This is a genomic window from Rhizobium sp. BK098 (assembly GCF_014193155.1).
Lineage (GTDB): Bacteria > Pseudomonadota > Alphaproteobacteria > Rhizobiales > Rhizobiaceae > Rhizobium.
The window spans coordinates 344,590-368,015 of the sequence record NZ_JACHYY010000004.1; the positions used below are offsets into that span (position 1 = coordinate 344,590).

At 58.6% G+C, this 23,426-nt stretch carries 25 protein-coding genes and 1 pseudogene; 17 read left to right on the plus strand and 9 right to left on the minus strand.

Annotated features, from left to right (window positions below; genetic code table 11):
* Window positions 1-58 precede the first annotated feature (58 nt).
* From FHT73_RS13595 to FHT73_RS13625, 7 genes and pseudogenes are all read right to left on the minus strand, one after another.
* Window positions 59-880 carry a sterol desaturase family protein gene (locus FHT73_RS13595; RefSeq protein ID WP_183712256.1) on the minus strand — a complete coding sequence of 274 codons (822 nt, stop codon included), beginning with the start codon at window positions 878-880 and terminating at the stop codon, window positions 59-61.
* A 151-nt stretch (window positions 881-1,031) separates the two neighbouring features.
* On the minus strand, window positions 1,032-2,228 hold the full coding sequence (locus FHT73_RS13600) for an ABC transporter permease (protein ID WP_183712258.1): 1,197 nt from the start codon (window positions 2,226-2,228) through the stop codon (window positions 1,032-1,034).
* Between the two features lie 5 nt (window positions 2,229-2,233).
* Complete coding sequence (locus FHT73_RS13605) at window positions 2,234-3,376, minus strand: ABC transporter permease (protein WP_183712259.1); 1,143 nt, start codon at window positions 3,374-3,376, stop codon at window positions 2,234-2,236.
* Window positions 3,376-4,071, minus strand: coding sequence for an ABC transporter ATP-binding protein (locus FHT73_RS13610; protein ID WP_183712261.1), 696 nt, complete (start codon window positions 4,069-4,071; stop codon window positions 3,376-3,378). Before FHT73_RS13610 ends, FHT73_RS13605 begins: the two co-directional genes overlap by 1 nt.
* A complete protein-coding gene (locus tag FHT73_RS13615) occupies window positions 4,068-5,189 on the minus strand; it encodes an efflux RND transporter periplasmic adaptor subunit (RefSeq protein WP_183712263.1) in 1,122 nt (373 codons plus the stop codon). The genes FHT73_RS13610 and FHT73_RS13615 overlap by 4 nt, the downstream gene beginning before the upstream one ends.
* 97 nt (window positions 5,190-5,286) lie before the next feature.
* Window positions 5,287-6,306, minus strand: a complete 1,020-nt coding sequence (locus FHT73_RS13620; RefSeq protein ID WP_183712265.1) for an AraC family transcriptional regulator — start codon at window positions 6,304-6,306, stop codon at window positions 5,287-5,289.
* A gap of 126 nt (window positions 6,307-6,432) precedes the next feature.
* A pseudogene (locus FHT73_RS13625) lies at window positions 6,433-6,561 on the minus strand ((2Fe-2S)-binding protein); the annotation flags it as partial.
* A gap of 222 nt (window positions 6,562-6,783) precedes the next feature.
* Here FHT73_RS13625 and FHT73_RS13630 point away from each other — a divergent pair.
* Complete coding sequence (locus tag FHT73_RS13630; RefSeq protein ID WP_183712267.1) at window positions 6,784-7,239, plus strand: hypothetical protein; 456 nt, start codon at window positions 6,784-6,786, stop codon at window positions 7,237-7,239.
* A 92-nt stretch (window positions 7,240-7,331) separates the two neighbouring features.
* On the opposite strand, the gene FHT73_RS13635 is transcribed toward FHT73_RS13630, so the two are convergent.
* Window positions 7,332-7,610, minus strand: coding sequence for a hypothetical protein (locus tag FHT73_RS13635; protein ID WP_112603270.1), 279 nt, complete (start codon window positions 7,608-7,610; stop codon window positions 7,332-7,334).
* A 217-nt stretch (window positions 7,611-7,827) separates the two neighbouring features.
* On the opposite strand from FHT73_RS13635, the gene FHT73_RS13640 reads away from it, so the two are divergent.
* The 15 genes from FHT73_RS13640 to FHT73_RS13710 all read left to right on the plus strand — a co-directional run bounded on the left by FHT73_RS13640 (window position 7,828) and on the right by FHT73_RS13710 (window position 20,088).
* Window positions 7,828-8,133, plus strand: coding sequence for a hypothetical protein (locus FHT73_RS13640; RefSeq protein ID WP_112603272.1), 306 nt, complete (start codon window positions 7,828-7,830; stop codon window positions 8,131-8,133).
* A gap of 426 nt (window positions 8,134-8,559) precedes the next feature.
* A complete protein-coding gene (locus FHT73_RS13645) occupies window positions 8,560-8,805 on the plus strand; it encodes a hypothetical protein (protein ID WP_112603274.1) in 246 nt (81 codons plus the stop codon).
* Window positions 8,806-8,841: 36 nt separating this feature from the next.
* Window positions 8,842-9,414 (plus strand): cysteine hydrolase, encoded by a 573-nt coding sequence (locus FHT73_RS13650; RefSeq protein WP_112603276.1) that lies wholly within the window; start codon window positions 8,842-8,844, stop codon window positions 9,412-9,414.
* Window positions 9,415-9,488: 74 nt separating this feature from the next.
* Window positions 9,489-9,731, plus strand: coding sequence for a hypothetical protein (locus tag FHT73_RS13655; protein WP_210290344.1), 243 nt, complete (start codon window positions 9,489-9,491; stop codon window positions 9,729-9,731).
* A gap of 313 nt (window positions 9,732-10,044) precedes the next feature.
* On the plus strand, window positions 10,045-11,022 hold the full coding sequence (locus FHT73_RS13660; RefSeq protein ID WP_112603278.1) for a sugar kinase: 978 nt from the start codon (window positions 10,045-10,047) through the stop codon (window positions 11,020-11,022).
* Window positions 11,022-12,299 carry a D-tagatose-bisphosphate aldolase, class II, non-catalytic subunit gene (locus FHT73_RS13665; protein ID WP_112603280.1) on the plus strand — a complete coding sequence of 426 codons (1,278 nt, stop codon included), beginning with the start codon at window positions 11,022-11,024 and terminating at the stop codon, window positions 12,297-12,299. Before FHT73_RS13660 ends, FHT73_RS13665 begins: the two co-directional genes overlap by 1 nt.
* 23 nt (window positions 12,300-12,322) lie before the next feature.
* Window positions 12,323-13,048, plus strand: coding sequence for an SDR family oxidoreductase (locus FHT73_RS13670; RefSeq protein ID WP_112603282.1), 726 nt, complete (start codon window positions 12,323-12,325; stop codon window positions 13,046-13,048).
* A 311-nt stretch (window positions 13,049-13,359) separates the two neighbouring features.
* On the plus strand, window positions 13,360-14,700 hold the full coding sequence (locus FHT73_RS13675) for a cyclopropane-fatty-acyl-phospholipid synthase family protein (protein WP_112603284.1): 1,341 nt from the start codon (window positions 13,360-13,362) through the stop codon (window positions 14,698-14,700).
* Between the two features lie 357 nt (window positions 14,701-15,057).
* Window positions 15,058-15,825, plus strand: a complete 768-nt coding sequence (locus FHT73_RS13680) for a L,D-transpeptidase (protein ID WP_112603286.1) — start codon at window positions 15,058-15,060, stop codon at window positions 15,823-15,825.
* 112 nt (window positions 15,826-15,937) lie between these two features.
* Entirely contained in the window at window positions 15,938-16,213 is a 276-nt protein-coding gene (locus FHT73_RS13685) for a type II toxin-antitoxin system ParD family antitoxin (RefSeq protein ID WP_112603288.1), read from the plus strand.
* Window positions 16,200-16,544 carry a type II toxin-antitoxin system RelE/ParE family toxin gene (locus tag FHT73_RS13690; RefSeq protein WP_112603290.1) on the plus strand — a complete coding sequence of 115 codons (345 nt, stop codon included), beginning with the start codon at window positions 16,200-16,202 and terminating at the stop codon, window positions 16,542-16,544. Before FHT73_RS13685 ends, FHT73_RS13690 begins: the two co-directional genes overlap by 14 nt.
* 176 nt (window positions 16,545-16,720) lie before the next feature.
* The gene (locus tag FHT73_RS13695) at window positions 16,721-17,395 is read left to right on the plus strand and encodes a response regulator transcription factor (protein ID WP_112336974.1); all 675 of its coding nucleotides are present in this window, start codon (window positions 16,721-16,723) and stop codon (window positions 17,393-17,395) included.
* A complete protein-coding gene (locus FHT73_RS13700; RefSeq protein WP_183712269.1) occupies window positions 17,392-18,855 on the plus strand; it encodes a HAMP domain-containing sensor histidine kinase in 1,464 nt (487 codons plus the stop codon). The genes FHT73_RS13695 and FHT73_RS13700 overlap by 4 nt, the downstream gene beginning before the upstream one ends.
* A gap of 166 nt (window positions 18,856-19,021) precedes the next feature.
* Window positions 19,022-19,162, plus strand: coding sequence for an ankyrin repeat domain-containing protein (locus FHT73_RS13705; protein ID WP_348648141.1), 141 nt, complete (start codon window positions 19,022-19,024; stop codon window positions 19,160-19,162).
* Window positions 19,163-19,251: 89 nt separating this feature from the next.
* Window positions 19,252-20,088, plus strand: a complete 837-nt coding sequence (locus FHT73_RS13710) for a bifunctional allantoicase/(S)-ureidoglycine aminohydrolase (RefSeq protein WP_183712271.1) — start codon at window positions 19,252-19,254, stop codon at window positions 20,086-20,088.
* 82 nt (window positions 20,089-20,170) lie between these two features.
* On the opposite strand, the gene FHT73_RS13715 is transcribed toward FHT73_RS13710, so the two are convergent.
* Window positions 20,171-21,901, minus strand: coding sequence for a tetratricopeptide repeat protein (locus FHT73_RS13715; protein WP_183712273.1), 1,731 nt, complete (start codon window positions 21,899-21,901; stop codon window positions 20,171-20,173).
* A 371-nt stretch (window positions 21,902-22,272) separates the two neighbouring features.
* Here FHT73_RS13715 and FHT73_RS13720 point away from each other — a divergent pair, with 371 nt between their 5' ends.
* Entirely contained in the window at window positions 22,273-23,292 is a 1,020-nt protein-coding gene (locus FHT73_RS13720; RefSeq protein WP_246712116.1) for a hypothetical protein, read from the plus strand.
* Window positions 23,293-23,426: the final 134 nt, after the last annotated feature.

Sequence of the window (23,426 nt, forward strand, 5' to 3'; positions counted from 1 at the left end):
TTTCAGACTGGCCATAAGGCCCAAATTCGAATGAGATTGAGGCCAAAACGATCGCGTTTTAGCTGTGTCTGCCACGTCGAAAGGGCCGAATGAGAAACTCGGTCAAGTTCTGTGGCTCGCGGATATTGGGTAGGCCGACATCAGGCCATTCCTGGGTTTTCGGATAGTAGGCCGTCCCGAACAGAATGTCCCAGATGGCGGAGCCACTGCCGAAATTCCGGTTGAAATGCCGTCGTTCGATCGAATGATGAATGCGGTGAAACCGGTTGTCGGGAAAGATGTAGCGGACCCAACCCAGGTTCAGACGCGTCGAGCTATGCTCGAAATAACCTTGCCAGCGAAGGAAGAACACCCAGATCCAGGGAACATAGTCCTGCTTGAAATCGAAAAGCAGCGAGACGGGAATGATCAGGAACGGGATCCTGAAGATCTCCTCGCTGAAATGGTGGTTGCTGTTGAAGGCACTCATTTCCTCTAGCGAATGATGCTCGGCGTGGAAACGCCAGAAGAACCTGTTGCTATGCTGGAGCCGGTGGAACCAATAGTAGAAGAACTCGCTGACCTGCAGAACGAGAAAGGAAGCAGCGATGGCACCCAACAGATGCAGCGGCCACGCGTTCGAAAATCTCGAGAGGAATGTCAGGTCGATGGTAAACAACGGCTTTATGCCGATGCCAGCCCAAAACCAGTAGAAGAGGGTCAGGCTTGCCTTGGTTATGAGGATGTTTGTCACGCAGAAGATCATGCCGCGAAGTTTCGATACATAGCTATAGCGAGACTTCGGAAAGATGACCTCGGCGGCGAGCAACAGCAACGCGACCGGAAGAACGCGATCGGTATACTCCTCCATGAATTCAAGCAAACGAAGCAAATTTTCCATTATCAATTTGCTATCCATGGAACGATAGGGGCGATGCTCTTCCTTATCCGAGGATAGGTGTCGCTTCAACTTGATGATTAAAAACTGGTTAAAGGCATGATGGTCGCGGCGAGGTTGATGGTCTGAGAACTCACGCTCCTGGGCAATTAGCCTACCCACGGGCTCTCAAGGCAGCGATCAGCGGCAGCCGGCTGGCGGCCAGTGCCGGAAGCGCGCCACCAAGGAGTCCGATTGAAAGACCAAGCATACCGCCGGTCAGCATGACTTGCGGCGTGACGGTAAGCTGAAAAGCCATGCTGGCATCATTGGCCCCTATGGTGCTGGCGCGCCACCCTTCGAAGACAAGCCGCGATGCCAAGACACCGACAGCTGCACCGGCCGCAGCCAAGAGGGCGGCCTCCAACCAGGTTGCGAGAAAAGCGGATAGGCGGCTGAAGCCGAGTGCACGCATGGTCGCGATCTCGACCGTTCTGTCGGAGATGGAGCTCATCATCGTATTGAGTGCCCCGGCGGTTGCCCCGATCGCCATCAGCAAGGCGATGGGCCAGCCGAACAGGCGTATGAGATCGGCCATGCACCCAGCCTGTGATGCATAAAGTCCAGCCTCGGAAACTGCCGTCAGCGGCGTCTCCGTAATCGTCGCCAGCCTGGCGTTCAACTTGGCAAGGGAGGATGGATTGACAAGCGGCAATCGCAGGCTTTGCACTTCGCCCTGCCGGTCGAAGGCGGCATGCGCCGCATCGATATCGCCCCAGATTTCGGATTCGAATGCGCTGCCATTGGCAGTGAAGTGTCCGACCACGGTCCAGTCCACGGTGCCGAGCCGCACCTTGGCGCCGAGGCTGAAGCCGGGATAATCGCGGGCGATACCTGCTCCGACGACAATCTCTCTGGCGCCGGGCGCGAACAACCTCCCCTGCGAAAGGGCGATACCATTCCGGATCGAAAGACCGCTGCCATCCATGCCACGCAGGGCAAGGGTCCTCGAACTTCCTTTGCTGGTGACATCGACGGGGATCACGAGTTCGCGGGATACAACAAGATTTCCGGCCGAATCCCGAAGAACGCCGATATCGTCGCCACTGGCCTTGAGGTTGCGGATCGCATCGGCTGATATATCGGAGCCGGTCTCCTGGTTCGTGCCGCCGCCGAGCACGACGGCGACCAGCGGTGAGCCTGCGCCGCTCAAGGCCTTCTCGAAGCCGCTCGCCGTTGCTAGGAAGCCTATGAGCACGACGACGACGAGCGATACAGACAATGCCATGGAGAGCGAAATCGCCAGGCGCCGCTTCATGCTGCCGAGCGTGGTTCTTGTCGCAACGATGATCTGTCTGATTTGGATGGACATATCGGTCACCTCGTTCGGAAGGCTTTCATGATGGGGGTTCGCATGGCGTTGACGGCCGGCACGAGGCCGGTTGCAAGTCCAAGAACAAGCACGATCGCCGTTGCATGCAGCAGCACGACCGCAGAGAAGACAAGACCGAGCGATGGGCCGGCAAATATCGCTCCGGCTCTGGCCAAGGCCAGCCCGATGGCTCCGCCGATGATGAACATGAACAGTGTTTCGCCGAGGACGAGGGTGAGGATCGTCATGCGTGAGATGCCCAGCGTTTTCAGGACGGCGATTTCGAATGACCGCTCGCGCACGGCGAAGACCATGGTGTTGATGACGATCATCAGCAGCGTGACGAAGGCAGCCCCTGTGACCAGATCGACGATGAGGCCGATATCGGCATACTGGCGCAGGAAGGCTTCGAGAAACTGCTTTTCGGACTGAGTGCGCGTGGGCGCCGCGGAGTTGACGAAGAGCGCGTCGATATGGGCAGCCAGAACGCCCGGCGAAATGCCGTCGCGCGGCTTGATGATGAAAGCATCCACGGTGTCCTTGTCTTTTGCGCGGGCGGCATTGACGTAATCGTAACGGGCGATGGTGAAGTAGGTGTCGGTGCTGGCGCTTTCGCCCTCGAAGATCCCCGCGATCACGAAGCGCCAGTCGCGGCCGCCGTCCTGCTTCGCCACCTGAAAGGCGGTGACGGTGATGTTTTGGCCAACAGACCAGCCTTCGGCTTCAGCGAGCGCCCGTCCGACCAGGACCCGGTCGCGGCCTTGACCGATCGCCTCGAGCAGATCGGGCGTAAGGCCGAGTTCCCGACCGTTGGTTTCCATCAGCAACGCCGGATCGACGGCGCTGATTGGCACGATATTCTTTTCGACATCGACGAAGCCGCGCAGGCGCGTCACGTAAGCGACCGCTGCGACATCGGGATCGGCCGCAATGCGGGCGCGGTGGGCCATCGGCAATGGCTGCCCGCGCCCGCTGGCACTCATGACGCCGAGAATATTGTCGCTCGCGGCCGACACGCCCTGCGAGCCGGCAAGGAAGCTGGCGGTTAGCCCGTGGATGAGAAAGGCGACGGCGATGCAGACAATGAGCAGAGTAGTGCGCAGCGGCTTTCGCCAAGCATTCTTTCGGGCGAGGTCGAGGAAGGTCATCAGGCTGCCTTTTCCGCTTCGATGAATTGTCCCTTGTCGAGATGCAGCGTCCGTCTGGCCGAGCCTGCGGCTCGCGGGTCGTGGGTCACCAAAATAATGGTCTTTCCCAGTTCGCGATTGAGGAAGTTGAGCATCTGCAGCACATCGTCGGCGGAGGCCCGATCGAGATCGCCGGTCGGCTCGTCGCAGAGCAGCAGGCCGGGATCGGAAACAATGGCGCGCGCAATGCCGACGCGCTGCTGCTGCCCACCCGACATGGAAGAGGGATACTGCTTTTCCCTGCCGGCAAGCCCGACGAGATCGAGGACCTTGCCGACCCGGTCACGCCGCTCCTTTGCGCTCAGGGGCTTCAGGAGGAGCGGCAGCTCGACATTCTCTGCCGCGGTCAGCATCGGCAGCAGATTGTAGAACTGGAAGACGATGCCGATATTGTGCGCTCGCCAGGACGACAGTGCTCGTTCGCCCATCCAGTCGAGCCGATGGTCGCCGATGCTTACACTTCCTGCATCCGGCCTGTCGATGCCGGCCAGCATGTTGAGGAGTGTGGATTTCCCCGATCCGGACGGCCCCATGATGGCGACGAAATCGCCTTGCGGAATGGCAAGGTCGAGCCCCGAGAAGATGGAGATATCCTCCTTGCCGATACGATAGGCCTTTCGCACCTCTTTAAGCTCGATATAGGCGCCCTGGGTCATGGCTTGCTGTCTCCATTCTTGGCGATCGTGTCTGCAAGGGGGATACGGATGCGGGCGGCCATGTTCGGCCGAATGCCTTCCGGCGGATCGATGAGGGAAAGGCGAACCGTGATCGTGCCCTTTTCGACCGAGGCAATGGGCGCGAGCCGCAGCACCTCGACTGCAAAGGCTCGATCGGGAAACCCGTCGAGCACGGCTTCGCCCCGCAGGCCCGGTCTGAGGGACGCGATATTGGTTTCTGCCACGTCGGCGTCGAGCGTCATGCTGGCGGTATCGGTGATGGCAAGCAGGCTCTGGTTTTCGCGCACGCTGTCGGCACGGGCAAGCACGGTGTCGCCGACATGGGCGTTGAGCCGTGTCACCGTGCCGGCAAAGGGCGCGCGGACCATCAGTTCCGTCAGGGGCTCTTCGGCGGATCGAACACCGAGCTCGGCCGTGGCTAAATCCTGCCGGGCTTGCGCCACGGCGTTGGATGCACGGGCAAAGGCCGTTCTCGATTCTTCCAGTTGCTGCCGCGAGGCCGCATCGCGGCTGGCAAGGCTCTCGAGGCGGCCCAGCGATGCACGCGCCTGCACGAGATCGATGTCACGCGCCTTGACCGTCAGATCGGCAGCGGCGCGCGCGGCTTCAGCCTTTTCCAGCGCGATGTGCGCGACCGCATCATCGAGTGTGATAAGAACCTGCCCGGCTTCGACCCGGTCGCCGAGCTCGACGGCGACATCGGTAATTCTGGCCTCATATTTGGAGAAAACAGTCGTGCTGCGCGGAGCAACGACAATCCCGGCACCCGTTATTTCGCCGACTGCGTTGGTCCTTGTATTCAAAGCGTACTGCTTGTGGTCCCGGTCTTTCGTTTCTTCAACGCGGGAGGTTTCCGTCGCGTGTGGCTCGCTCCGCAAGGTCGGTATGGAAGAGAGAGGCGTTCCCGACGGATGGAATATGCTGGGACGATAGATGACGATGATCAGGCTAGTGGCCGCAACCAATGCCAGGCTCAGGAGAGGAATGGTCCGCCGCCTTGTGGCGTGGGGCGGATCCTGTGTTATGTGCCGCCGCTCCAGGGAGAGGGAGGTCAGCGTGGCGGCAAGTCTCTGGTCGTGATCGGTGACGGTGCTCATGAGGAAGAGCATGGCTATCCGACGAGGAAACGGAGACCTCTAACACGTTCCGGGCCGTGCTCGATCGCGATTCAGTCAGCCTCGCATGTGGCCGAAATCAGCTGGAAGGGCTGCGCGACCGGTCGCGCCATTCGAGCGGCGTCGTATCGGTAACGCGCCGGAACTCGCGATTGAAGTTCGATTTGGTCTGAAAACCGACGTCGAACATGATTTCCGTCACCGGCTTTTCCGTTTCGGCGAGCAGCAGGCAGGCCTCGGCGATCCGGTGCTCGTTGACATATTGCGAGACATTCTTGCCGGTCGCCCGGTTGATGGCTGCGGAAATTTGCCGGGCGGGAATCGCAAGCTTGCGCGCCAGCCGATCGAGATTGAGATCGACATCGCGATAGGCGTGCCTGTCTTTCATCAAGGCCTGCACCGCCCCAAGCGTCTGTGCGTCTTCAAGGAATTCGGGCGGGCGAACGTTCTCCATCTTTTCGGCGGGCGCATGGCTGCGGCTGGCGGCTGCAGCAGCCATGGCCAGGATAGCCAGTCCGATGAGATTTCCGAAGCTAATGACCTTTAGCGCATAGGTGCCGTCGGCCCAGGCAAGATCCAGCCAAATGAACGTATCCACCCCTGCCGAGAGCAGAAGCGCGCCTGCGGCAAAGAGGATGGCCCGGTAGGTCGGGCCGGCATTTTCGAAAGGTGCAAGACGAAGGGCGTCCGTGCCCGAGCGCATGAGAAGCAGGATTGCTGCAGCATAGCCGATATCGATAAGGATGATCCCGATATCGATCGCGTCGCGCCATATCGCGACCAGCACGACAATAAGCCCCGCCGGAAGACCATGCAGGCAGATCTGCTGAATTGGCGATAGAGGGCTTTTGCGCGCCAGCCTGGAGATCCCGAGATAAGCAAGTGGCGGCACCATCGCAGCTGCGACCGGCATGGCGTACATGACAGGCAAAACGGCATAACCCCAGCGCAATCCGGACAGTACGGACTGAAAGGCGCTCAGAAGAATGAGCGCCTGGAAAGGAAGATTGGGCGAGGGGCTATCGTCGCGGCTCCGGACGACGCCGAGGAGAATGACGAGCAAAATGGCGACGACGAATGGAAGCGGAATGAAAATCATTGATCGTTCGGAGCAGGACCTGTCTATATCTCCAGCCGATCATGCCGAAAGACGGGCCGCACCGCGACCTCAATCATGTTTCAGGTCGTCAAATTTCTGGGGAGGGAGGCCGGCTGTCGTGGCATGTCACTCCGCTGCGGCGGCAAGACATCCATCGATGATCCCTCTGATTTCCGCGCGGCAGGAGCCGCAATTCGTTCCGGCATTCGTTGTCACACCGACAACCTCGAAGCTGTGACATCCGTTGCGAATGGCGCCGAAGCTAAAGTTTGAGCACTCGCCCAATACATTTGCGCTCTGGCAGCTATCTCCGGCGCACAGGCCAAGTCTGCAAGCGTCGTGGCTTGGCGCGGATCTTTACTCCCTCATCGATCTCTCGCGGCCTCCTTCATCATGGCCATAAACCGGGAGATTCAGGAACCAATTCGATTGCGAGGCAGTTAGAAAACAGAGGCGGGAAAGAAAAAGGAGAACACCATGTCGAATGTTTCGCGAACGGGAACTGACGATGTCAACAATGCAACCAGCCGAACCACCTTCGGGCGATCCGTCGAGAGCAAGGCTCAGTTGCGGGATGCGGCGGCGCTCTCCTCAGCAGCCGACGGTGCGGAGACACTGAATATCTATCGCCTGGAACCCATCGCTGCCCCGGACGATCCACGCTGGGACAATGCTCCCAATCAGGGTACGATCATCGTGGCGGCCAGAAGTTCGGGCGACGCGCGCATCGTGGCGACGGGCAGGGAGCTCGACTTTATGGAGGTCGATGCCGCCCCTGCCGAAGATGTGACCACCAGTAACGCGAGTGCGTTTCGCGATGACAAGCTTTACACCGTGATCGAGATCGCTCGCGGCCGAACCGATTTGAAACGGGGCGTGCTGGAGGGCGAGGTGTCCGTCGACACAATCCTTCCCACGCAAGTCGGCCGCTGATTATCCGCGCTGAAGCCGGAAGGCGGAGCGTTGCGAAAAGGGCACTGCGCTGAGCCCGGCGTGTCTTCCGTCAGCTTCGAGCCACCTTCCAATCAGCGTGCGCGGTATAAAAGATTGAGAGCTTGGCGTTCTTCCTCCGGCATGTCCCGGCTGAAAGAAGCAATGGCCGTTAAAGCGCCGAGCTGATGAAGATTGGTGAAATCGACCACGCCACTACGATAAAGCTTGATAAGCTCCAGGGCAAAGGCCTCGCGGTTGAAATCATTCAAATCGAACCATGGTTGAGCGATCACGACGTCGAAAATCCGTTGCAGCCGATCGATCTCCTCCGGCTGGAGAATGCCTTCGACAAGATGATGGTAGCGGCGCATGCCCTTACTCCCGCCATGAGGAACGGTGTGTTGTCGCGCTACATCGGATCTCAGCAAACGGACTTGCCATTCGCCGTATATAGGGAGATCCGGTGGCGCGATCGAGCTGTTGGAACAAATCTTCCGAATCGCCGTTGCGTCAGGTGGGAGCCTTTTAACCGGCGGCCTGCATTCACTGAGCATATTCCGATTTGATCTGTTGTTAACGGAGCGAAAAATGCCCGAGCAAAATCAGTCACCAGCGGTTCAATCCTTGCGAAAGGAGCAGAAGCAGCAAAGAAGCAGGCCGGCAAACGAACTGGACAAAGCGCTTGAGGATACGTTTCCAGCCTCGGATCCTGCTTCCCTGACGCATACCGCCGTCGCTGGCGGCATCGGCCCTGAGGCGGACCGGTTCGGCCCTCAAGAACAATCGAACAACAAACTTGCAGCCTTTGCAGTCGAGCGGCGAATTCGCGAAAGGCCGATCGCTTCGCTCTTGGCGGCCGCGGCCATCGGATTTGTTTTTGGAGTCACGCGTTGACGACAAGCCAGCCGATCAATAGACGGCCTCGGGTTCTAGACGCGGAGTTGCCTTGAACGAAGACTCGGCTTTCATTGAGTTTGATCGAGAGCATGCGGGGACGTCTGGCCTGGCCTTTGAGGTTCGCCGTCATAAAAGGCTATGCCGCCGATTACCAGCGCACACGCCACCACCACGATCAGGATAATGTACACGGTCAATGCATTGTATTTACCGTTGTCAGACGCTGGCATTGTCGTTCTTCCTCTGCGATCTACGTGTCCGCATCCCAACATCGGCGGCGCCCCAAGGTTCCCGCCTGCGTGAGCGGTCGCGCGATCCACATCATTTCCTGATGTGATCGACAAATTCCGGTGTTCTGGGAACATTGCCGCATGTCGGCTGTTCGGCGCAGGATCCGATATCGGAGAAAATGGGAACAGCGCCATGCCTAAATCGAACAATCCCGGTGAAAGGAGCAGGGGCGATCCTGCTCAAGACGCAAAGGGCCAAACCCGACGGCTGGTGAAAAGCAGCCGCAATAACGGTGTGGCAAGCGCCAAGCCGAAGGTCATTACGGGATCGGACGATGCAACCATGAACAAAAAGCCGCCCGGAAAGACCGAGCCAGAGAAGGATTGGGATCTCAATTACGATACGCGAGACATGAACGAGGGCAAGTATCGCGGCTGAAGCACGTTCGCCGCGGATCGATAAAACGGTATCCGGATGAGGACCTGGCTGCATCTTTGCATCGATATGCAACGCATGTTCTTCGAACAAACGCCCTGGCATGTGCCCTGGATGGCGCGCACCCTGGAGCAGGTGGTCGAGGTCGCCGGGCGATTTCCCGAACGTACGCTCTTTACCCGCTTCATTCCACCGACCCGGGCGGACGCCATGCCGGGGAAATGGCAAGATTACTACGAGAAATGGGAGATGATGACCGCCAGTCGGCTTCCCCACGAGTTGATGCTGCTTATCGATCCGCTGCAGCGTTTCGTTCCGCCGGCCCGCATCTTCGACAAGCTCACTTATTCGCCCTGGACCGATGGCCGCCTTCACCGAAATCTGGCTCAGGAAGGTATCGATACCCTGGTGATCAGCGGCGGTGAAACGGATGTCTGCGTGTTGGCCGCAGCCCTGGGTGCAATCGAGCTTGGATATGGAATCATCGTTTTAAGAGACGCCGTCTGCAGTGGCGATGACGATGCGCATGATGCAGCGCTCACGCTGCTGGAGCGCCGGTTTTCCGTTCAATCCGAGATCATGACGGTCGAGGAATTTCTGTCCGCGCGATGACGGAGGCTCCCCGCTTCTTGATTTGATAGGATGGTCCGCTACATCCTGCTCCATAGGACTCGGAGGAGACTGCCATGCCTCATCGCGCTCCCAAAGGAAGTGAATGCCGAATACTCGCTGAAGCTGTATTGCAATGGTATAGCTTCTATGAGGTGGCGCCAGATGACGAGGCTTCGAGTACTCTCGTCGCAGCGGCTCTCGAATTCTTTCATGACGGTTATCACACGGCAGATGACCTGGCCGTGAGGTTGATCGGAACCTATGTCGGTATCTGGTCGACAAAGATTAATGCGCCTACTTCGGCTGCCATTCACTGATCGTTCTCTCCGACCGCAAGCCAGCCGCCGAAGGCGGCTGATGCCGGTATTTTGCCGTGACATGAGCCTGGCTACAGGCAACGAAGCGGGCTATTCCCGGCGCGTGCGAAAGTGCGGGGAATCGTGCTTGAATTATAGCAAATTCTAAAGCTGGCTCTGGAGGAAGGAAGATCCTCGTCAGGCCGCACAAGGCAAACATATATGTTGCTTCAGCACTTCTTTTTCTGGAAAACGATGAGCCTTGCGGTGAGGATAGCGCCGGACGACTCGCTGCGGCGGTTTGAGAGCAACAGGTGGCGAAAGCAGGATTGCAATGAGTTCAGCACTGGCTCCCGATCAGCTTGGCCCGACGGTCTGCGTCGGGGAAATCCTCGTGGAAATCGTTGCCACGACGGTCGGTGATGGTTTCAGGGAGGCACAGCCGCTCATCGGTCCTTTCGCCAGCGGTGCTCCGGCAATCTTCATCTCCCAATGTGGGCGGCTTGGCGGCAGCGCGGCGATGATCGGCGCCGTCGGTACCGATGATTTCGGCCGCGTGAATCTCGAAAGGCTGAAGGGCGACGGGGTCGATATCTCGGCTATTTCGGTCGATCCCGATTATCCGACGGGCAGCGCCTTCGTCCGCTACCGCAAGGACGGGTCTCGCGACTTCGTCTACAATATCGCGACCTCGGCAGCCGCGCGCTTCGGCTGGAGCGATGATGTCAGCAATCTCATCGGTCGTGCCGGGCATCTGCATGTCATGGGCTCGGCATTGTCGGTTCCGAGTGCGCGCGAGGTGATCGACAAGGCCGTCGACATCGTCAAGGCTCGCGGCGGCACGCTGTCCGTCGATCCCAACATCCGCAAGGAATTGAAACTCGACGACGATACCGAACGCCGGTTTTCTAGGCTTGTTGCCGCGGCCGATCTATTGTTGCCCTCCGGAGAGGAATTGGAGCGTGCGACCGGCGTCGAGGGCGAAGCCAATGCGGTCCGCCGTCTGTTCGAGATCGGCGTCAAGGAGATCGTGCTGAAGCGGGGAGCGAATGGCGCGACCTATTATGGCTGCGACGGCGAGCGCATCGATGCACCGGCCTTTGTCGTCACGGAGGTCGATCCGACCGGTGCCGGCGATTGCTTTGGCGGAGCCTATCTTACCTGCCGCCGCCTGGGCATGCCCGTGAAAGACGCCTTGACCTATGCCGCTGCTGCCGGCGCGCGCAATGTCACCGTCATCGGCCCGATGGAGGGTGCCGGTACCAAGGAACAGCTCGACGCGTTCATCGCAGCCACTGAAAGGCATTCCTGATGCAGATCCATCTCGGCGAACTGGCGAGGCTGAGGGCCGAAGGCCGCCAGGCGGGAATCACCTCCGTGTGCTCGGCCCATCCGCTCGTACTCAGGGCTGCGCTCCGGCATGGCCGGCTGCATTCAAGCACAGTGCTGATCGAGGCAACCTGCAATCAGGTCAATCATCTGGGCGGTTATACCGGCATGACACCGGCCGATTTCGCAGCGCTGGTGCAACATATCGCCGAGGAAGAGGATTGCCCGTCGGAGCTGGTAGTTTTGGGCGGCGACCATCTGGGACCAAATCCCTGGCGGGATCGCCCCTCGGAAGAAGCCATGGCCGAGGCGGAAAAAATGGTAGCCGCCTACATCGAGGCCGGCTTCCGAAAGATACATCTGGATGCCTCGATGGGCTGCAAGGACGAACCGATCGCGCTCGACGACGAGACGACAGCCCGTCGCGCCGCACGCCTTGCCGCTGTGGCGGAGGCTTCGGCTAGAAGAAGTGGTGGGGCCATGCCGGTGTATGTGATCGGCACCGAGGTTCCGCCACCGGGCGGCGCAGATCACGCCCTGACTACAATTGAACCGACCGCGGCTGCCGCCGCCCGCAAGACGATAGACATTCATCGCCGCGTGTTCGAGCAGGCGGGATTGAGGGAGGCGTTTACGCGCGCCATCGGATTGGTCGTCCAGCCCGGCGTCGAGTTCGGCAATCACAATGTCATCTTTTACGATCGCAGCAAGATCGCCGAACTGAAGTCGCTCCTGGCCGACGAACCGCAGTTCGTCTTCGAGGCCCATTCGACCGACTATCAAGGTACTACACCCTTGACCGCTCTCGTCGAGGACGGCTTCCCCATTCTGAAGGTTGGTCCCGAGCTGACATTCGTGTTGCGCGAAGCCCTTTACGGCCTGGATCTCATTGCTTCCGATCTCGTGCCCGACTATGGCGAACGGCCGCTCTACGCGGCCGTGGAAGCGCTGATGCTCGCGCAGCCGAAAAACTGGAGCCAGCATTATTACGGAACGGAGGCGGAGAAGCGCTGGCTGCGGCATTATTCGCTGTCCGATCGCATTCGCTATTACTGGGCGTCATCCGACGCGCAATCCGCTGTCGAGAGATTATGCGACGCGTTGCGCGGTAAGACCGTGCCGCTTCCGTTGTTCTGGCAGCACATGCCGGCTGCACGGCACTTCGCGGATGCGCCATTGGAGCCGGAGCAGGTTTTGATATGGCGTATCACCCGCAGCCTCGCGGATTATCACGCAGCCTGCGGAGCCATCAAACGATAGCTAGCTGATCGAAGGAGGAGATCATGGAGGAACTGAAAGGGAAGATCGCCGCGGTAACCGGCGCGGCATCGGGGATCGGGCTCGCCTCGACTGAGGCCATGATTGCGGCGGGAGCGAAGGTTGTCCTCGTCGATCGAGATGAGAGAGCATTGGCATCGGTGTGCGAGCGCCTGGGCGATCTTGCGATTCCGCTTGTTGTCGATCTGCTTGATTCGGAGCAGTGCGCCGCGCTACTGGAGGGCATCCTTGCCAAGGTCGAGCATCTCGACATTTTTCATGCCAATGCCGGCACCTATATTGGCGGCGATCTGGTGGAGGCCAATCTCGACGCCATCGACAGGATGCTCAACCTGAACGTCAATGTCGTCATCAAGAATGTCCGCACGGTCGCGCCGCATATGATCGGGCGCGGGACGGGCGATATCATCGTCACGAGTTCGGTCGCTGGGCATTCGGCGATCCCGTGGGAACCTGTCTATTCGCCCTCGAAATGGGCAATGACCAGCTTCGTTCAGGCCATGCGGCGCCAGCTTCTGAAGAGCGGTATTCGCGTCGGCTCCGTTTCTCCAGGCCCGGTCATCAGCGCCCTGCTTGCCGACTGGCCGGAGGAAAACCTGCGCAAGGCCAAGGAAGCCGGCGCCCTGATCGAGCCCAAGGAGGTCGCCGACGCCATCATGTTCATGCTGACGCGCCCGCGTAACGTGACGATTCGCGACGTCGTGGTTCTGCCGAGTGCCTTCGACATCTGAGGAGCGAAGCATACGGCATCAGGAAAATTCCGGCGATAGCGAGCGCGCTTGGCATGTGGATGCCCGGGAGGCTCTTATTTGTCGCCGGAAGATGTCTCACAATCACGGAGCCGGCCTACTATATCTGGTCGAGCCTTGATCCCGCGGATGGCGACACCTTTGTAATCGTGATTGAATTCACTCAACCTTGATGTCGCAAATGATCTGGATATTTTACCAGATTAAGTAGTACGCTTTCGACACCGATAGGGATTCTTCGCGACTTCAGGCCAAGAATTCACCGTCGAGGAAACGATAAACAGGTAGTTGTCATGTTTCTAGAAGCAGCTCTTTCCCGTTTGATCAAAATCGGAACGCTTACGGTCACTTTTCCGGACGGTTCCACGCGCAGTTTCGGTACGGGAGCGGAACCGCGTGCAGCGATGAAAATCAATACCACCCGCGCAAAGCGCCGTCTGCTCCTCAATCCTGCCCTGGCGCTGGGTGAGGCCTACATGGACGGCGAAATCGAGCCAGGATCCGGCGATCTCTATGAAATGGTGGACCTGCTTGCCCTCAATTTGATGGAAGGGGGGACCCATCCTTTCGAGAAACTGATGGAAAAGATCCGTTGGCTGCGGCGAAATCTCGATCAATTGAATTTTGCGGATCGTTCCAAGCGCAATGTGGCGCATCACTACGATCTCGATGCGCGGCTCTACTCCTTGATGCTGGACGAGGACAGGCAATATTCCTGTGCCTATTTCCCCATCGGTGACGAGACGCTCGAGGAAGCGCAGCTCAAGAAGAAGCGGCATATCGCCTCGAAACTCATGCTCGATCGTCCGGGCCTGGAGGTTCTGGACATCGGCTGCGGATGGGGCGGCATGGCGCTCTATCTTGCTAAGGAGTTCGGCGCGCGCGTCACGGGCCTGACCCTTTCGGAGGAACAATTGGTGGCCGCAAAAGCCCGCGCGAAGGACGCCGGGCTCGAGCATATGGTCACGTTCGAACTGCTGGATTATCGCTCCTGGACGCGCCCGGTCGATCGCGTCGTCTCGGTCGGCATGTTCGAGCATGTGGGCATCAACCATTATAAGATCTTCTTCGACAAGATCCGCTCCATGCTCAAGGAGGACGGCGTCGCGCTGATCCATGCAATCGGCCGGGCCGATGGTCCCGGCAGCACCAACCCGTGGATCGCGAAATATATCTTCCCCGGCGGCTATTCGCCGGCGGTATCCGAAGTCCTGTCCGTGGTCGAGAAATCCGGTCTCTGGACGACCGACATCGAAATCCTGCGGCTCCATTATGCCAAGACGCTCGAGCAATGGCGTGACCGCTTCATGAAGAACAGGAGCGCCCTCGCAAAACTCTACGACGAGCGGTTCTGTCGCATGTTCGAGTTCTATCTTGTCGGGTCCGAACTTGCCTTCCGTCGCATGGGGCACATGAACTGGCAATTGCAGCTGACGAAGAATGTTTCCGCCCTGCCGCTGGCCCGAGACTACATGGTCGATATCGAGCGGGCCCGGGCGGCCATTGCCGAGCAGGGAAAGATGGGACCGATCGAGGCCGCGAGCGCGCGGGCGAAACGGGATCTGACCTTGCACGACGAGCGCAAATCCCGTCAGCAAAATCAATCCGGCGGGGAGTCCTCGCGGAACCTCTAAAGCCTGCTTGCAGGCAGTTATGAGGGCCTTGGCTGGGCACGATATCTTGCCCGGCCTTTTCTTCCGTAACTATGCGGTACATGCTGCATCTTGGAGGCGATTGTGTTCTGCGTATGCAATCTAAAGTTTAAGTGTCGATGCCTCTGCGGACGCTCGACATGCCCGCGGAAGCGCAAGGCCCTGTGGCTTCTGGCACACACTCGCCGATTGAGTTTGTATGATCATGGTATTGGTAAACTTGTCATCATCGGTCCCGAGTGGCTATGAGGTCATCATCACTTAATGATGAGACATGTCGCCTCTTCGGCCTCATCAATCGAAGAAGCGATATTAATGTGCGGGGCTTGTTAGGATAGGATGCGATCAACCAAGACTGAAAAGACTCTTTCCCGGCGAGCTTTCATGCTGGGGTCGATCTCTGCGACTGCGGCGCTTGCGGGCTGTGCCACCACAGCCTCTGTTCCGACTCCGATTGCAGCCCCGGTTCGCACGCCGCCGGTCGTTCCTGTGGCGTCAGAACCTCAGAGCATCATTACATCGGATCCCGAGTTCGAAGCGCGCTATGCGTCCGTGGTTGATGGCGGCCATGTCATTCCGGCCGTTCCCTATCGAAAGCTGGACCCGAAGTTTTATCGTCAGCGCGTTCCCGATCCGACAGGCGAGGCACCCGGCACAGTCGTCGTCGATACGGCATCGAGATTTCTCTATGTCGTTGAGCGCGGCGGCACGGCGATGCGCTATGGTGTCGGCATCGGCCGCGATGGCTTCGCGTGGCAGGGCGAAGGTATCATTCATTGGCGGCAGCATTGGCCGCGCTGGAAGCCGCCGGGCGACATGATTGCCCGCAAACCGGAACTCGCGAAATATTCCGTCGCCAATGGCGGCATGGACCCGGGCATCAAGAACCCGCTGGGTGCCCGTGCGCTCTATATCTTCCAAAATGGCAAGGATACGCTCTACCGTCTGCATGGCTCGCCGGAATGGCGCTCCATCGGCAAGGCAGCCTCGTCAGGCTGTGTTCGCCTGATCAACCAGGATGTCATCGACCTCTATGAGCGCATCCCCTATCACGCGCGAATCGTCGTTCACCAGTCGCCGCTTCAAAGCAAGGCGATTTCCGCCTGAGCGAAATCGGCTTCCTCGGGGGGCGCCGATGTTTCGGGGCGGTGTAGCGCCGCACGAAATCTTGACATGTGTGCGACTGAGTAGCACTTTAGCGTCTAAAGGAGATTGTCTCGTGAGCGTCAAGTCGTCGATATCGTTGACCGATCAGCAGGATGCGTTCGCCCGTTCGCTTGTCGAGACCGGCCGCTATTCCAGCCTGAGCTCCGTTCTCCACCAAGGTCTGGAACTGCTGCGACAGAAAACGGAAGCCGAAGCGGCCGAGACGGAAGGGCTGCGCAGGCTCATCCAGCGTCGCGTTGATGGACCGAAGATCCCTGCTCAGGAGATGGAAGAGCGGATCGAGAGCATGATCGAGCGCAAACAGCGAGCTCCTCGTGTGGAGCCTTGAATATTCCAAGGATGCCGATCTCGATTTCGAACTGACCTTCGATCATCTGTTTGCATCCTATCTCGATCTTGGAGACTCGGCTGACGAAGCTCTGGAGCGCGCTGCTAACCGTATTCGCGAACTCCATCTGGAAATCAATCGGTTGGTCGAAACCCCATATATCGCAACATTGCAGCCGGATATCTATCCTGGCATCCGCTTCCTGCGGCGTGACAAGGCGGCCGTCTGGTTTCTGCCGATCGAGGAACGCAAAGCGATCATCGTTGCAACGATTTTCTTTGGCGGTCAGTATTATATCAGGCGGATGCTGGCGCGCATGCTGCAGCGATAAGGATCAATTGTCTGTTCGAATGGGGTTTCCGGCTTCGAGCCGACCCATCGTCTTATTGGTGGCGACCCATTGGCATCCTCCTGGTGCCACTTGTGCAATCTGCATGTAATGTAGCCGCAATCTTTGGCTGTCAGTGGGGCGAGGGATGGCGATGGCCGTCCTTTGGGGGAGGGTCATTGCGAATTCTGCTTCTTGAAGATGAGCCAGAAATGGCGCGCGCGCTGCTCGAAGCGCTGCGGCGCCGCGACGTGCTCGCCGATCATGTCCGCACCATTGCGGATGCCGACGTCATGGCGCGTGTCGGGAGCTATGATGTCCTTGTGCTCGACCGCCGGCTGCCTGACGGCGAGGGGCTGGACCTCGTGGCGGCATTGCGCCAACGCAAGCATCCCGTGCCGATCCTGGTGCTGACTGCGCTCGGCAGCGTCGACCATCGCGTCGACGGGCTCGATAGCGGCGCCGACGACTATCTTGCCAAGCCTTTCGCGATCGAGGAGTTGCTTGCCCGGCTGAGAGCACTCCAGAGGAGGGGCCCGACGGTATCCGATCGTTATCTGAATTTCGGTAATCTGAGCGTCGATCCGGCAACCAATGACATTTTCGTCGGCGGCTCGCTGGTCGAATTTCCGCGCCGTGAATATCTGGTGCTGGAGACACTGATGCGCCGCCCAAACCGCATCGTCACGCGGCCGAGCCTTGTCGAGGCCGTGTACGCCTTTGAAGACGAGATCGGCTCGAACGCCCTGGATGCGCATATTTCACGCATTCGAAAGAAACTGCTTCTGGCCGAGGCCACGGTTGAAATAAGAGCCGTGCGCAACATCGGCTATCTGATCCGGGCGAAGGCATGAACGCGGAACGCAGCCGATCGTTGCGCTGGGGGCTTATAAGGCGCCTGATCGCCTTGCAGGCCTTTCTTCTCGTTCTCTTCTTCGTCCTTCTCGTCGGCTGGATATGGATCATCAATCCCGAGCTGGAAGATGCCAATGAAGAGGCCGTCCGGGTCGTCGCTCAGCAGGTAACAAGAGACGATGACGACCAATTGCAGGTGGCGGAAACGCAGGAGGTAGCAGAGCTGAAGCGGCACTATCCTGAACTCTGGTTCATGATCCGGGATCACAAGGGAATACTCTTTCAATATGGAGAGATACCGGCGACCGCTCTCAACGAGAACTTCCCGTGGACGATAGATCGGGCAAGGGTGGAGGCTGGCAATGGAGCCCATGCCACGGTCGAGAACAGGGAGACCTCGGTTGGCAAGCTGCAGATCGTCGCGGCCACCGAACGCGGCTTTGACAATGACGGCTTGAACGTGTGGATCAATATGCGGGTCGACGTTGCCAAAGGTCCTAATGGTGAAATCCATTGGCTCAACGTCTTGCCGGCTCTGGCATTCGTCATCTTCATCGGTGTCTTTCCGATACTGGCGGTGACTGGCGTGGCGACGCTGCTCGTCACGCCACGTGCCGTCGGCCGGTCGCTGAGCGGGCTTGTGGAAACGGCAACGCAGGCGCAAGCGATCGATTTCGACACACGCTCGGCCCGTCTCGATCGATCCAAGGTGCCGACCGAGATTATCCCCCTCGTGGATGCCTTCAACCATGCCCTCTCGAAGCTGGACGAGGGGTATAACAGGCATAATCGCTTTCTTGCCGATGCCGCGCATGAGCTGCGGACGCCGATTGCGATCGCGCGGACGCGAGCGGACCTTCTCCCCGAGGCCGAAGTCAGCCAGCAGGTGCGCGATGATATCGACCGCCTGTCTCGCGTCGCCCATCAACTCCTGGAGATGCAGGCAATCGGGGTGGTCGAACTGCGGGCGGAAAAGAAGGACCTGAATGTGCTGGTCGAAAACATCGCTGCCGACCTTGCGCCGATTGCCATGGATGCGGGCTATGATTTCGATTTCGAGCCAAGCCCGGAGGAGGCGGTCTTCGTGATCCAGACCTCGACGATCGAAACGGCGGTTGTCAACCTGATCCGAAATGCGATCGATCATGCCGGAGGTAAGGGCTCGATCATCGTTCGTGTCGGCGCTGGCGGTACGATCGATGTCTGCGACGAAGGCCCAGGCATTCCGCCGGAGGAGCGCGATCGTGTCTTCGAGCCGTTTCGCCGCATCAACACCAGTTCGTCCGGTGCTGGCCTGGGGTTGAACCTGGTCAAGAAGGCGGCTGAGCTCCACGGCGGACGGGTTTCGTTCCCGGACACCGGTAGCGGTTTTTGCGTGCGCCTGCAGATCGGTTCTATCCCGCCCACTGTCCCAGTTACAGACATGGGCTGGCGGCAGAAGCCGCAAGTGCCGGGCTAAAACGGCGTGTGGCAGCTATTGCCGCGCAAAATCCTGAAACTGTTTTCATTTTCACAAGCGGTCGGGGCTCGGATATTCGATTTTCCGAAGCCGAGTTCCCTGATAGGGTTTTGGGGAGAGACTCCAACGGGATAAGGTCATTCTCGGTGACAGCGGTCCGCGCCATATTGAGATCGTCAGCTTGTTGATCGATGCGGGCGCAGACGTCAATCTAGGGAACAATGATGGCGCAACGCCGCTGCAGCATGCGCGCAGTCGCGGTAACGCTGAGATCGTGAAATTGTTGGAAACGGCGGTGGCGACGTAACGCAGCATTCCGGCTTCCAATGCTATGCAATACGACAGGGAGGTACATGTCTCAGCCTCCCGAAACGATGAGAATGAAGGGCTTCGATAATGGAAAGAAAATACTACTCCTCTTTGGGTGGCCATCCGCCGCAAAGCGACCTACTGACGGGGCGTGCCGTATTCACGGAGGCCTATACGGTCATTCCGAAGGGCGTGATGCAGGACATCGTCACCAGCTATCTGCCCTTTTGGAACGAGACGCGCTGCTGGGTGATCGCCCGGCCGCTTTCGGGTTTTGCCGAGACCTTTTCACAATATGTCATGGAGGTGGCGCCAGGCGGCGGCAGTGACCGTCCGGAGCAGGATGCCGAGGCCGAGGGCGTGCTGTTCGTCGTCGATGGCGAGATCGAGTTGACGCTGCCATCCGGCAAGCATGTTCTTCAGCCGGGCGGCTATGCCTTCCTGCCGCCGGGGTTGAAATGGTCGCTGCACAATCGCTCCGGCGCCCATGCCCGCTTCCATTGGGTTCGCAAGGCCTATGAGGCCGTCGAGGGGCTGGCCCATCCTGAGCCGCTTATCTTGAACGAGAAGGACATTACGCCATCAGCCATGCCGGGTACGGAGGGCCGCTGGGCAACGACCCGCTTCGTCGATCCGTCCGACCTGCGGCACGACATGCACGTGACGATCGTCACCCTGCAGCCGGGTGCCGTCATTCCTTTCGCGGAAACCCATGTCATGGAACATGGCCTCTATGTGCTGGAAGGGAAGGCCGTCTATCGCTTGAACCAGGATTGGGTCGAAGTCGAGGCCGGCGACTTCATGTGGTTGCGCGCCTTCTGCCCGCAGGCTTGTTATGCGGGAGGTCCAGGCCCGTTCCGCTATCTGCTCTACAAGGATGTCAATCGTCATATGGCGCTGCGTCCATTCGGTTCGCGCCGTTGAGCCGATCGCCTCCCCGGAGCGCCTGAGTGCCCTTGGTACTGGGCGTTTCGCGAACGAGCGCTGTAACGTCGGAGATATGCTTTCACTGACCTCTGCCGTCCGGCTTTTGAACATCGTCGCCGGCCGGCAATCCGATCTCGATCAGCGTATGGCTGATTTTCTCGCGCGCTTCGAGATAGGCCGAACCGGTGTTACGAGACGGCAAGCCAACATTGGCGGCCGTCGAACCAGGCCTCAATTGCAGCGCCGTCGCCAAAGCCTGTTTCGCTTCATCGGTCCGACCCAGTCGTTGATAGGCGGTTGCCAGAAGCATATGAGCGCGTCCTGTTCCCGGCGTAATTGCAATAGAACGCTGCAGCCATCTGACGGCGTCTTCATTGCGGTCCAAAAGCAGATCTGCAAAACCTGCTCCCAACAACCATGTCCAGCGCGAGACATCCGGCGTATCGAAGCGATCGGCCTGTTCGAATGTTGCAAGTGCATCCTCGAACCGGCCCAGCTGAACTTGCGTCAAACCGAGGTGAAACAGCGCTGTCCCATCCCACGGATTGAGGCTCAACGCCCTTGCACAAGCCACAAGGCTTTCTGCAAATTGGTTGGTTACGGTCAAAAAGCGGCAATAGGTTCCAAGTACCGGAAGGAAGTTTGGCCGGGCTTTCAAAGCACGTTCCAACAGAGATCTCGCGTTATTTTCCGCAGCCCTGCTTTCGGCGGGATTGTACCAGGCAAGCTGAATTCCGCGCAGGTGCAGCGCCGCCAAAGCAATTTGCAGATCGACATTATCCGGTTGTTCGGCGAGATATTTCTCCAGTATCGACCGAGCCGTCGCAAACCGTTCATGTGTCGTCTGATTGATCGAGGCGGAGGCCTGCTTTATCGCGACACTGGCGGCGCCAGCCTGAGGGGCACTGTCGGTTTGACCGAATTTGTTCAAGCGAACGGCAAGATCATAGCCAGCCCCGGCAGCAAGCCGAGATGCGAGGCGCTGTTGGTCGGGCTCGCTGGCATCCAGCTTGACTTCGGCGACCGATACGACCTCCCGGCTGCTCGCATTGATAAAGCGCGTTTGAAAGATCCATGCTTGCGGACTTCTTTGCAGTTCCCCCTGTAGAAGGAAATCCGCTCCATCGGAGCGATTGAAGGTGGGCTTGCCTGATTTCGCCGGCTCGCGTTCCTTGGGAAGGACGAGGCGGATACCATCGATCCTGGCAAGGCCATTGATCATTTCCGCAGCAACGCTTTGTGCTAGAGCGGCGCTTTGAGCATCACCAACAGTATCGACGATCGGCAGCACTTCGATGACAGATCGGCCGTTCCCTGAAATGCCGCCAAATCCCGAAGAAAAGACAGCGACACCGAAAATCATGGCAAGCATGCAAAGAAGTGCGGCTCCGCCGAGAACCAAGGCTTTAGGCAAGCCTAGCCAATGGCGAGGTGCGATGGGGTAAGTTGCCGGAGCGTCGGCAATCGGCGTATCGCTCAACGCCGGTCGCGGGTCCGGACCTTCCTGTCTCGTGGATACCTCAGCGGTAAACAGATAACCGCGGCCCGACACAAGCTTGATCATGTGCCGTTCCGTATCACCCAATGCCGTGCGTATTTCGCGAATACATTGAAAAAGGCTGTCTTCCCCGACATGAATCCCGGGCCAGACAGTATCCATCAGTTCCTGCTTGCTGACGGCACGCCTATTGTTTGCAACGAGGAATTTCAGCAATTCAAAAGCTTTAGGGCGCAGCTTGATGATCGAGCCGTCAGGTCCGTGAAGCGCGGCGCGATCTGGATCGAGGACGAACCCAGCAAAACAAAACACCTACTCTCACCGATCCTCATCTGAAGTATCGAAAATACCATGAGTATAAAGAGGGCTTAACTCCCCAGTCAACGTGCCGATATCCGCCGAGGCGGAAACAGATTTTCACTTGCATTCATGGGTAATGATCTCGGTCACGAGCAATCAAGTGCCTGGTGAAGTCGATAATTCAGAAAAATTTCAGAAAATATCAGAAGCTCGCCGAGCCTCATCAGGACATCCAATCTCGTTCCAACTACCATCGGGCGATATTTTTTTATATATTTCATCAACCGCTGATAAGCTGAGGCTCAAGATGTGGACAAGACGGGAACGAAGCAATCTCTCGATTGTTAACCGTTTCTCTCCACCGATATCCGCGGCGGCCCCGATTGAGCACCGATGTGCTGGACCTCGCTCAGCCGACACAATGGAAAGAACCGTTTATGGGAAGAGTGCTTGATTTCCCCCCTCATCGACCAGCGCATCCTGCCCGGGCAATGGAGGCACCGTCTCCCGGCAAGCCGAGCGAACTGATCGAAACGGCGCAATTTTCTTCCGCCGTTTTCTTACTGGCACGTAGCTTCGCCGCTGTTTACGAATCCTTGCCTTGGACTGCGGCGCTTTTTGCCACCCAACAACGCCGGCTCTTATGTCACGCCGCATTGAGCGACTACTTTCTGGCCGTTCGCAGGGCCGGGGCGGGATTGACCAGAAACGGTTTTGGAAGTCTCGCCCGGCAGTACGGGATTGCCAGCCGCAATACCGCCTACGCATTTTTCGACGAAGCGCTGCGATACAATATCATTCGTCCGGTCGCAGGTTCCAGAGGTGGTCCTTCGGATGAGGTCGGGCCTACGCACCCAACACTGTCGATGCTGATCCGCTGGTACAGCCTGCATTTCCAGGCGCTCGACCTTATAGACGGAGGAGGCAGGGCGGCTCGGTTCCTTATGGAGCCGCAACGCATGCTGATACTCATCGAACCGCTTGCGGCACATGCCTTGTTAACAAGCCGGGAGGTACGCAGCCCTGGGCCGCTTCATGCCATCTTTGCCATCGGCGATACGGGGGGATTTCTGATGGATCGCCTCATCGCCGGAATAGATCCGGAAACTGTGGTGGGACAGGGACGGCTCCCGACGAATGTCAGCTCGATTTCCTCTCTAGCCTCATCGTTCGGCCTTTCGCGCGCCCATATCAGCGGCAAGCTCGCAGCAGCTGAATCGATCGGTGCCGTCGGTTGGAGCGGCCGGCGAGGGCGTTCATACATCTGGATCTCGTCCGGCTTCTACCAGGAATATGCGCGTGCGCACGCCCGCAAACTACGCATTCTGGATGACGCCTTCACCGAAGCTTGCACTATTTTGGCGTCGTTCCCGATAAAATCGGCGGCTACCTCCGATAGCTGAGATCCTTTGTGCAATGATCGGTTTGCAAATGAAGAACTCGGCTGATCAAAAGGCGGTTGAACGGTAGCAGCAAAGCTCCGTTCTGCAATACAACTTCAGAATAACCTGAAAGTAAGCTTTCCCGAATAAATATA

Excerpts from the sequence above, each read along its gene's own strand:
- FHT73_RS13645 (WP_112603274.1), top strand. The coding sequence starts at position 8,560 with ATGCCTAAATCGAACAATCCCGGTGAAAGGAGCAGGGGCGATCCTGCT.
- FHT73_RS13700 (WP_183712269.1), top strand. The coding sequence starts at position 17,392 with ATGAACGCGGAACGCAGCCGATCGTTGCGCTGGGGGCTTATAAGGCGC.
- FHT73_RS13605 (WP_183712259.1), bottom strand. The coding sequence starts at position 3,376 with ATGACCTTCCTCGACCTCGCCCGAAAGAATGCTTGGCGAAAGCCGCTG.
- FHT73_RS13660 (WP_112603278.1), top strand. The coding sequence starts at position 10,045 with ATGAGTTCAGCACTGGCTCCCGATCAGCTTGGCCCGACGGTCTGCGTC.
- FHT73_RS13640 (WP_112603272.1), top strand. The coding sequence starts at position 7,828 with ATGCCCGAGCAAAATCAGTCACCAGCGGTTCAATCCTTGCGAAAGGAG.
- FHT73_RS13615 (WP_183712263.1), bottom strand. The coding sequence starts at position 5,189 with ATGAGCACCGTCACCGATCACGACCAGAGACTTGCCGCCACGCTGACC.
- FHT73_RS13665 (WP_112603280.1), top strand. The coding sequence starts at position 11,022 with ATGCAGATCCATCTCGGCGAACTGGCGAGGCTGAGGGCCGAAGGCCGC.
- FHT73_RS13635 (WP_112603270.1), bottom strand. The coding sequence starts at position 7,610 with ATGCGCCGCTACCATCATCTTGTCGAAGGCATTCTCCAGCCGGAGGAG.
- FHT73_RS13610 (WP_183712261.1), bottom strand. The coding sequence starts at position 4,071 with ATGACCCAGGGCGCCTATATCGAGCTTAAAGAGGTGCGAAAGGCCTAT.
- FHT73_RS13600 (WP_183712258.1), bottom strand. The coding sequence starts at position 2,228 with ATGTCCATCCAAATCAGACAGATCATCGTTGCGACAAGAACCACGCTC.
- FHT73_RS13680 (WP_112603286.1), top strand. The coding sequence starts at position 15,058 with ATGCGATCAACCAAGACTGAAAAGACTCTTTCCCGGCGAGCTTTCATG.
- FHT73_RS13670 (WP_112603282.1), top strand. The coding sequence starts at position 12,323 with ATGGAGGAACTGAAAGGGAAGATCGCCGCGGTAACCGGCGCGGCATCG.
- FHT73_RS13620 (WP_183712265.1), bottom strand. The coding sequence starts at position 6,306 with ATGATTTTCATTCCGCTTCCATTCGTCGTCGCCATTTTGCTCGTCATT.
- FHT73_RS13630 (WP_183712267.1), top strand. The coding sequence starts at position 6,784 with ATGTCGAATGTTTCGCGAACGGGAACTGACGATGTCAACAATGCAACC.
- FHT73_RS13710 (WP_183712271.1), top strand. The coding sequence starts at position 19,252 with ATGGAAAGAAAATACTACTCCTCTTTGGGTGGCCATCCGCCGCAAAGC.
- FHT73_RS13595 (WP_183712256.1), bottom strand. The coding sequence starts at position 880 with ATGGAAAATTTGCTTCGTTTGCTTGAATTCATGGAGGAGTATACCGAT.
- FHT73_RS13675 (WP_112603284.1), top strand. The coding sequence starts at position 13,360 with ATGTTTCTAGAAGCAGCTCTTTCCCGTTTGATCAAAATCGGAACGCTT.
- FHT73_RS13655 (WP_210290344.1), top strand. The coding sequence starts at position 9,489 with ATGCCTCATCGCGCTCCCAAAGGAAGTGAATGCCGAATACTCGCTGAA.
- FHT73_RS13650 (WP_112603276.1), top strand. The coding sequence starts at position 8,842 with ATGAGGACCTGGCTGCATCTTTGCATCGATATGCAACGCATGTTCTTC.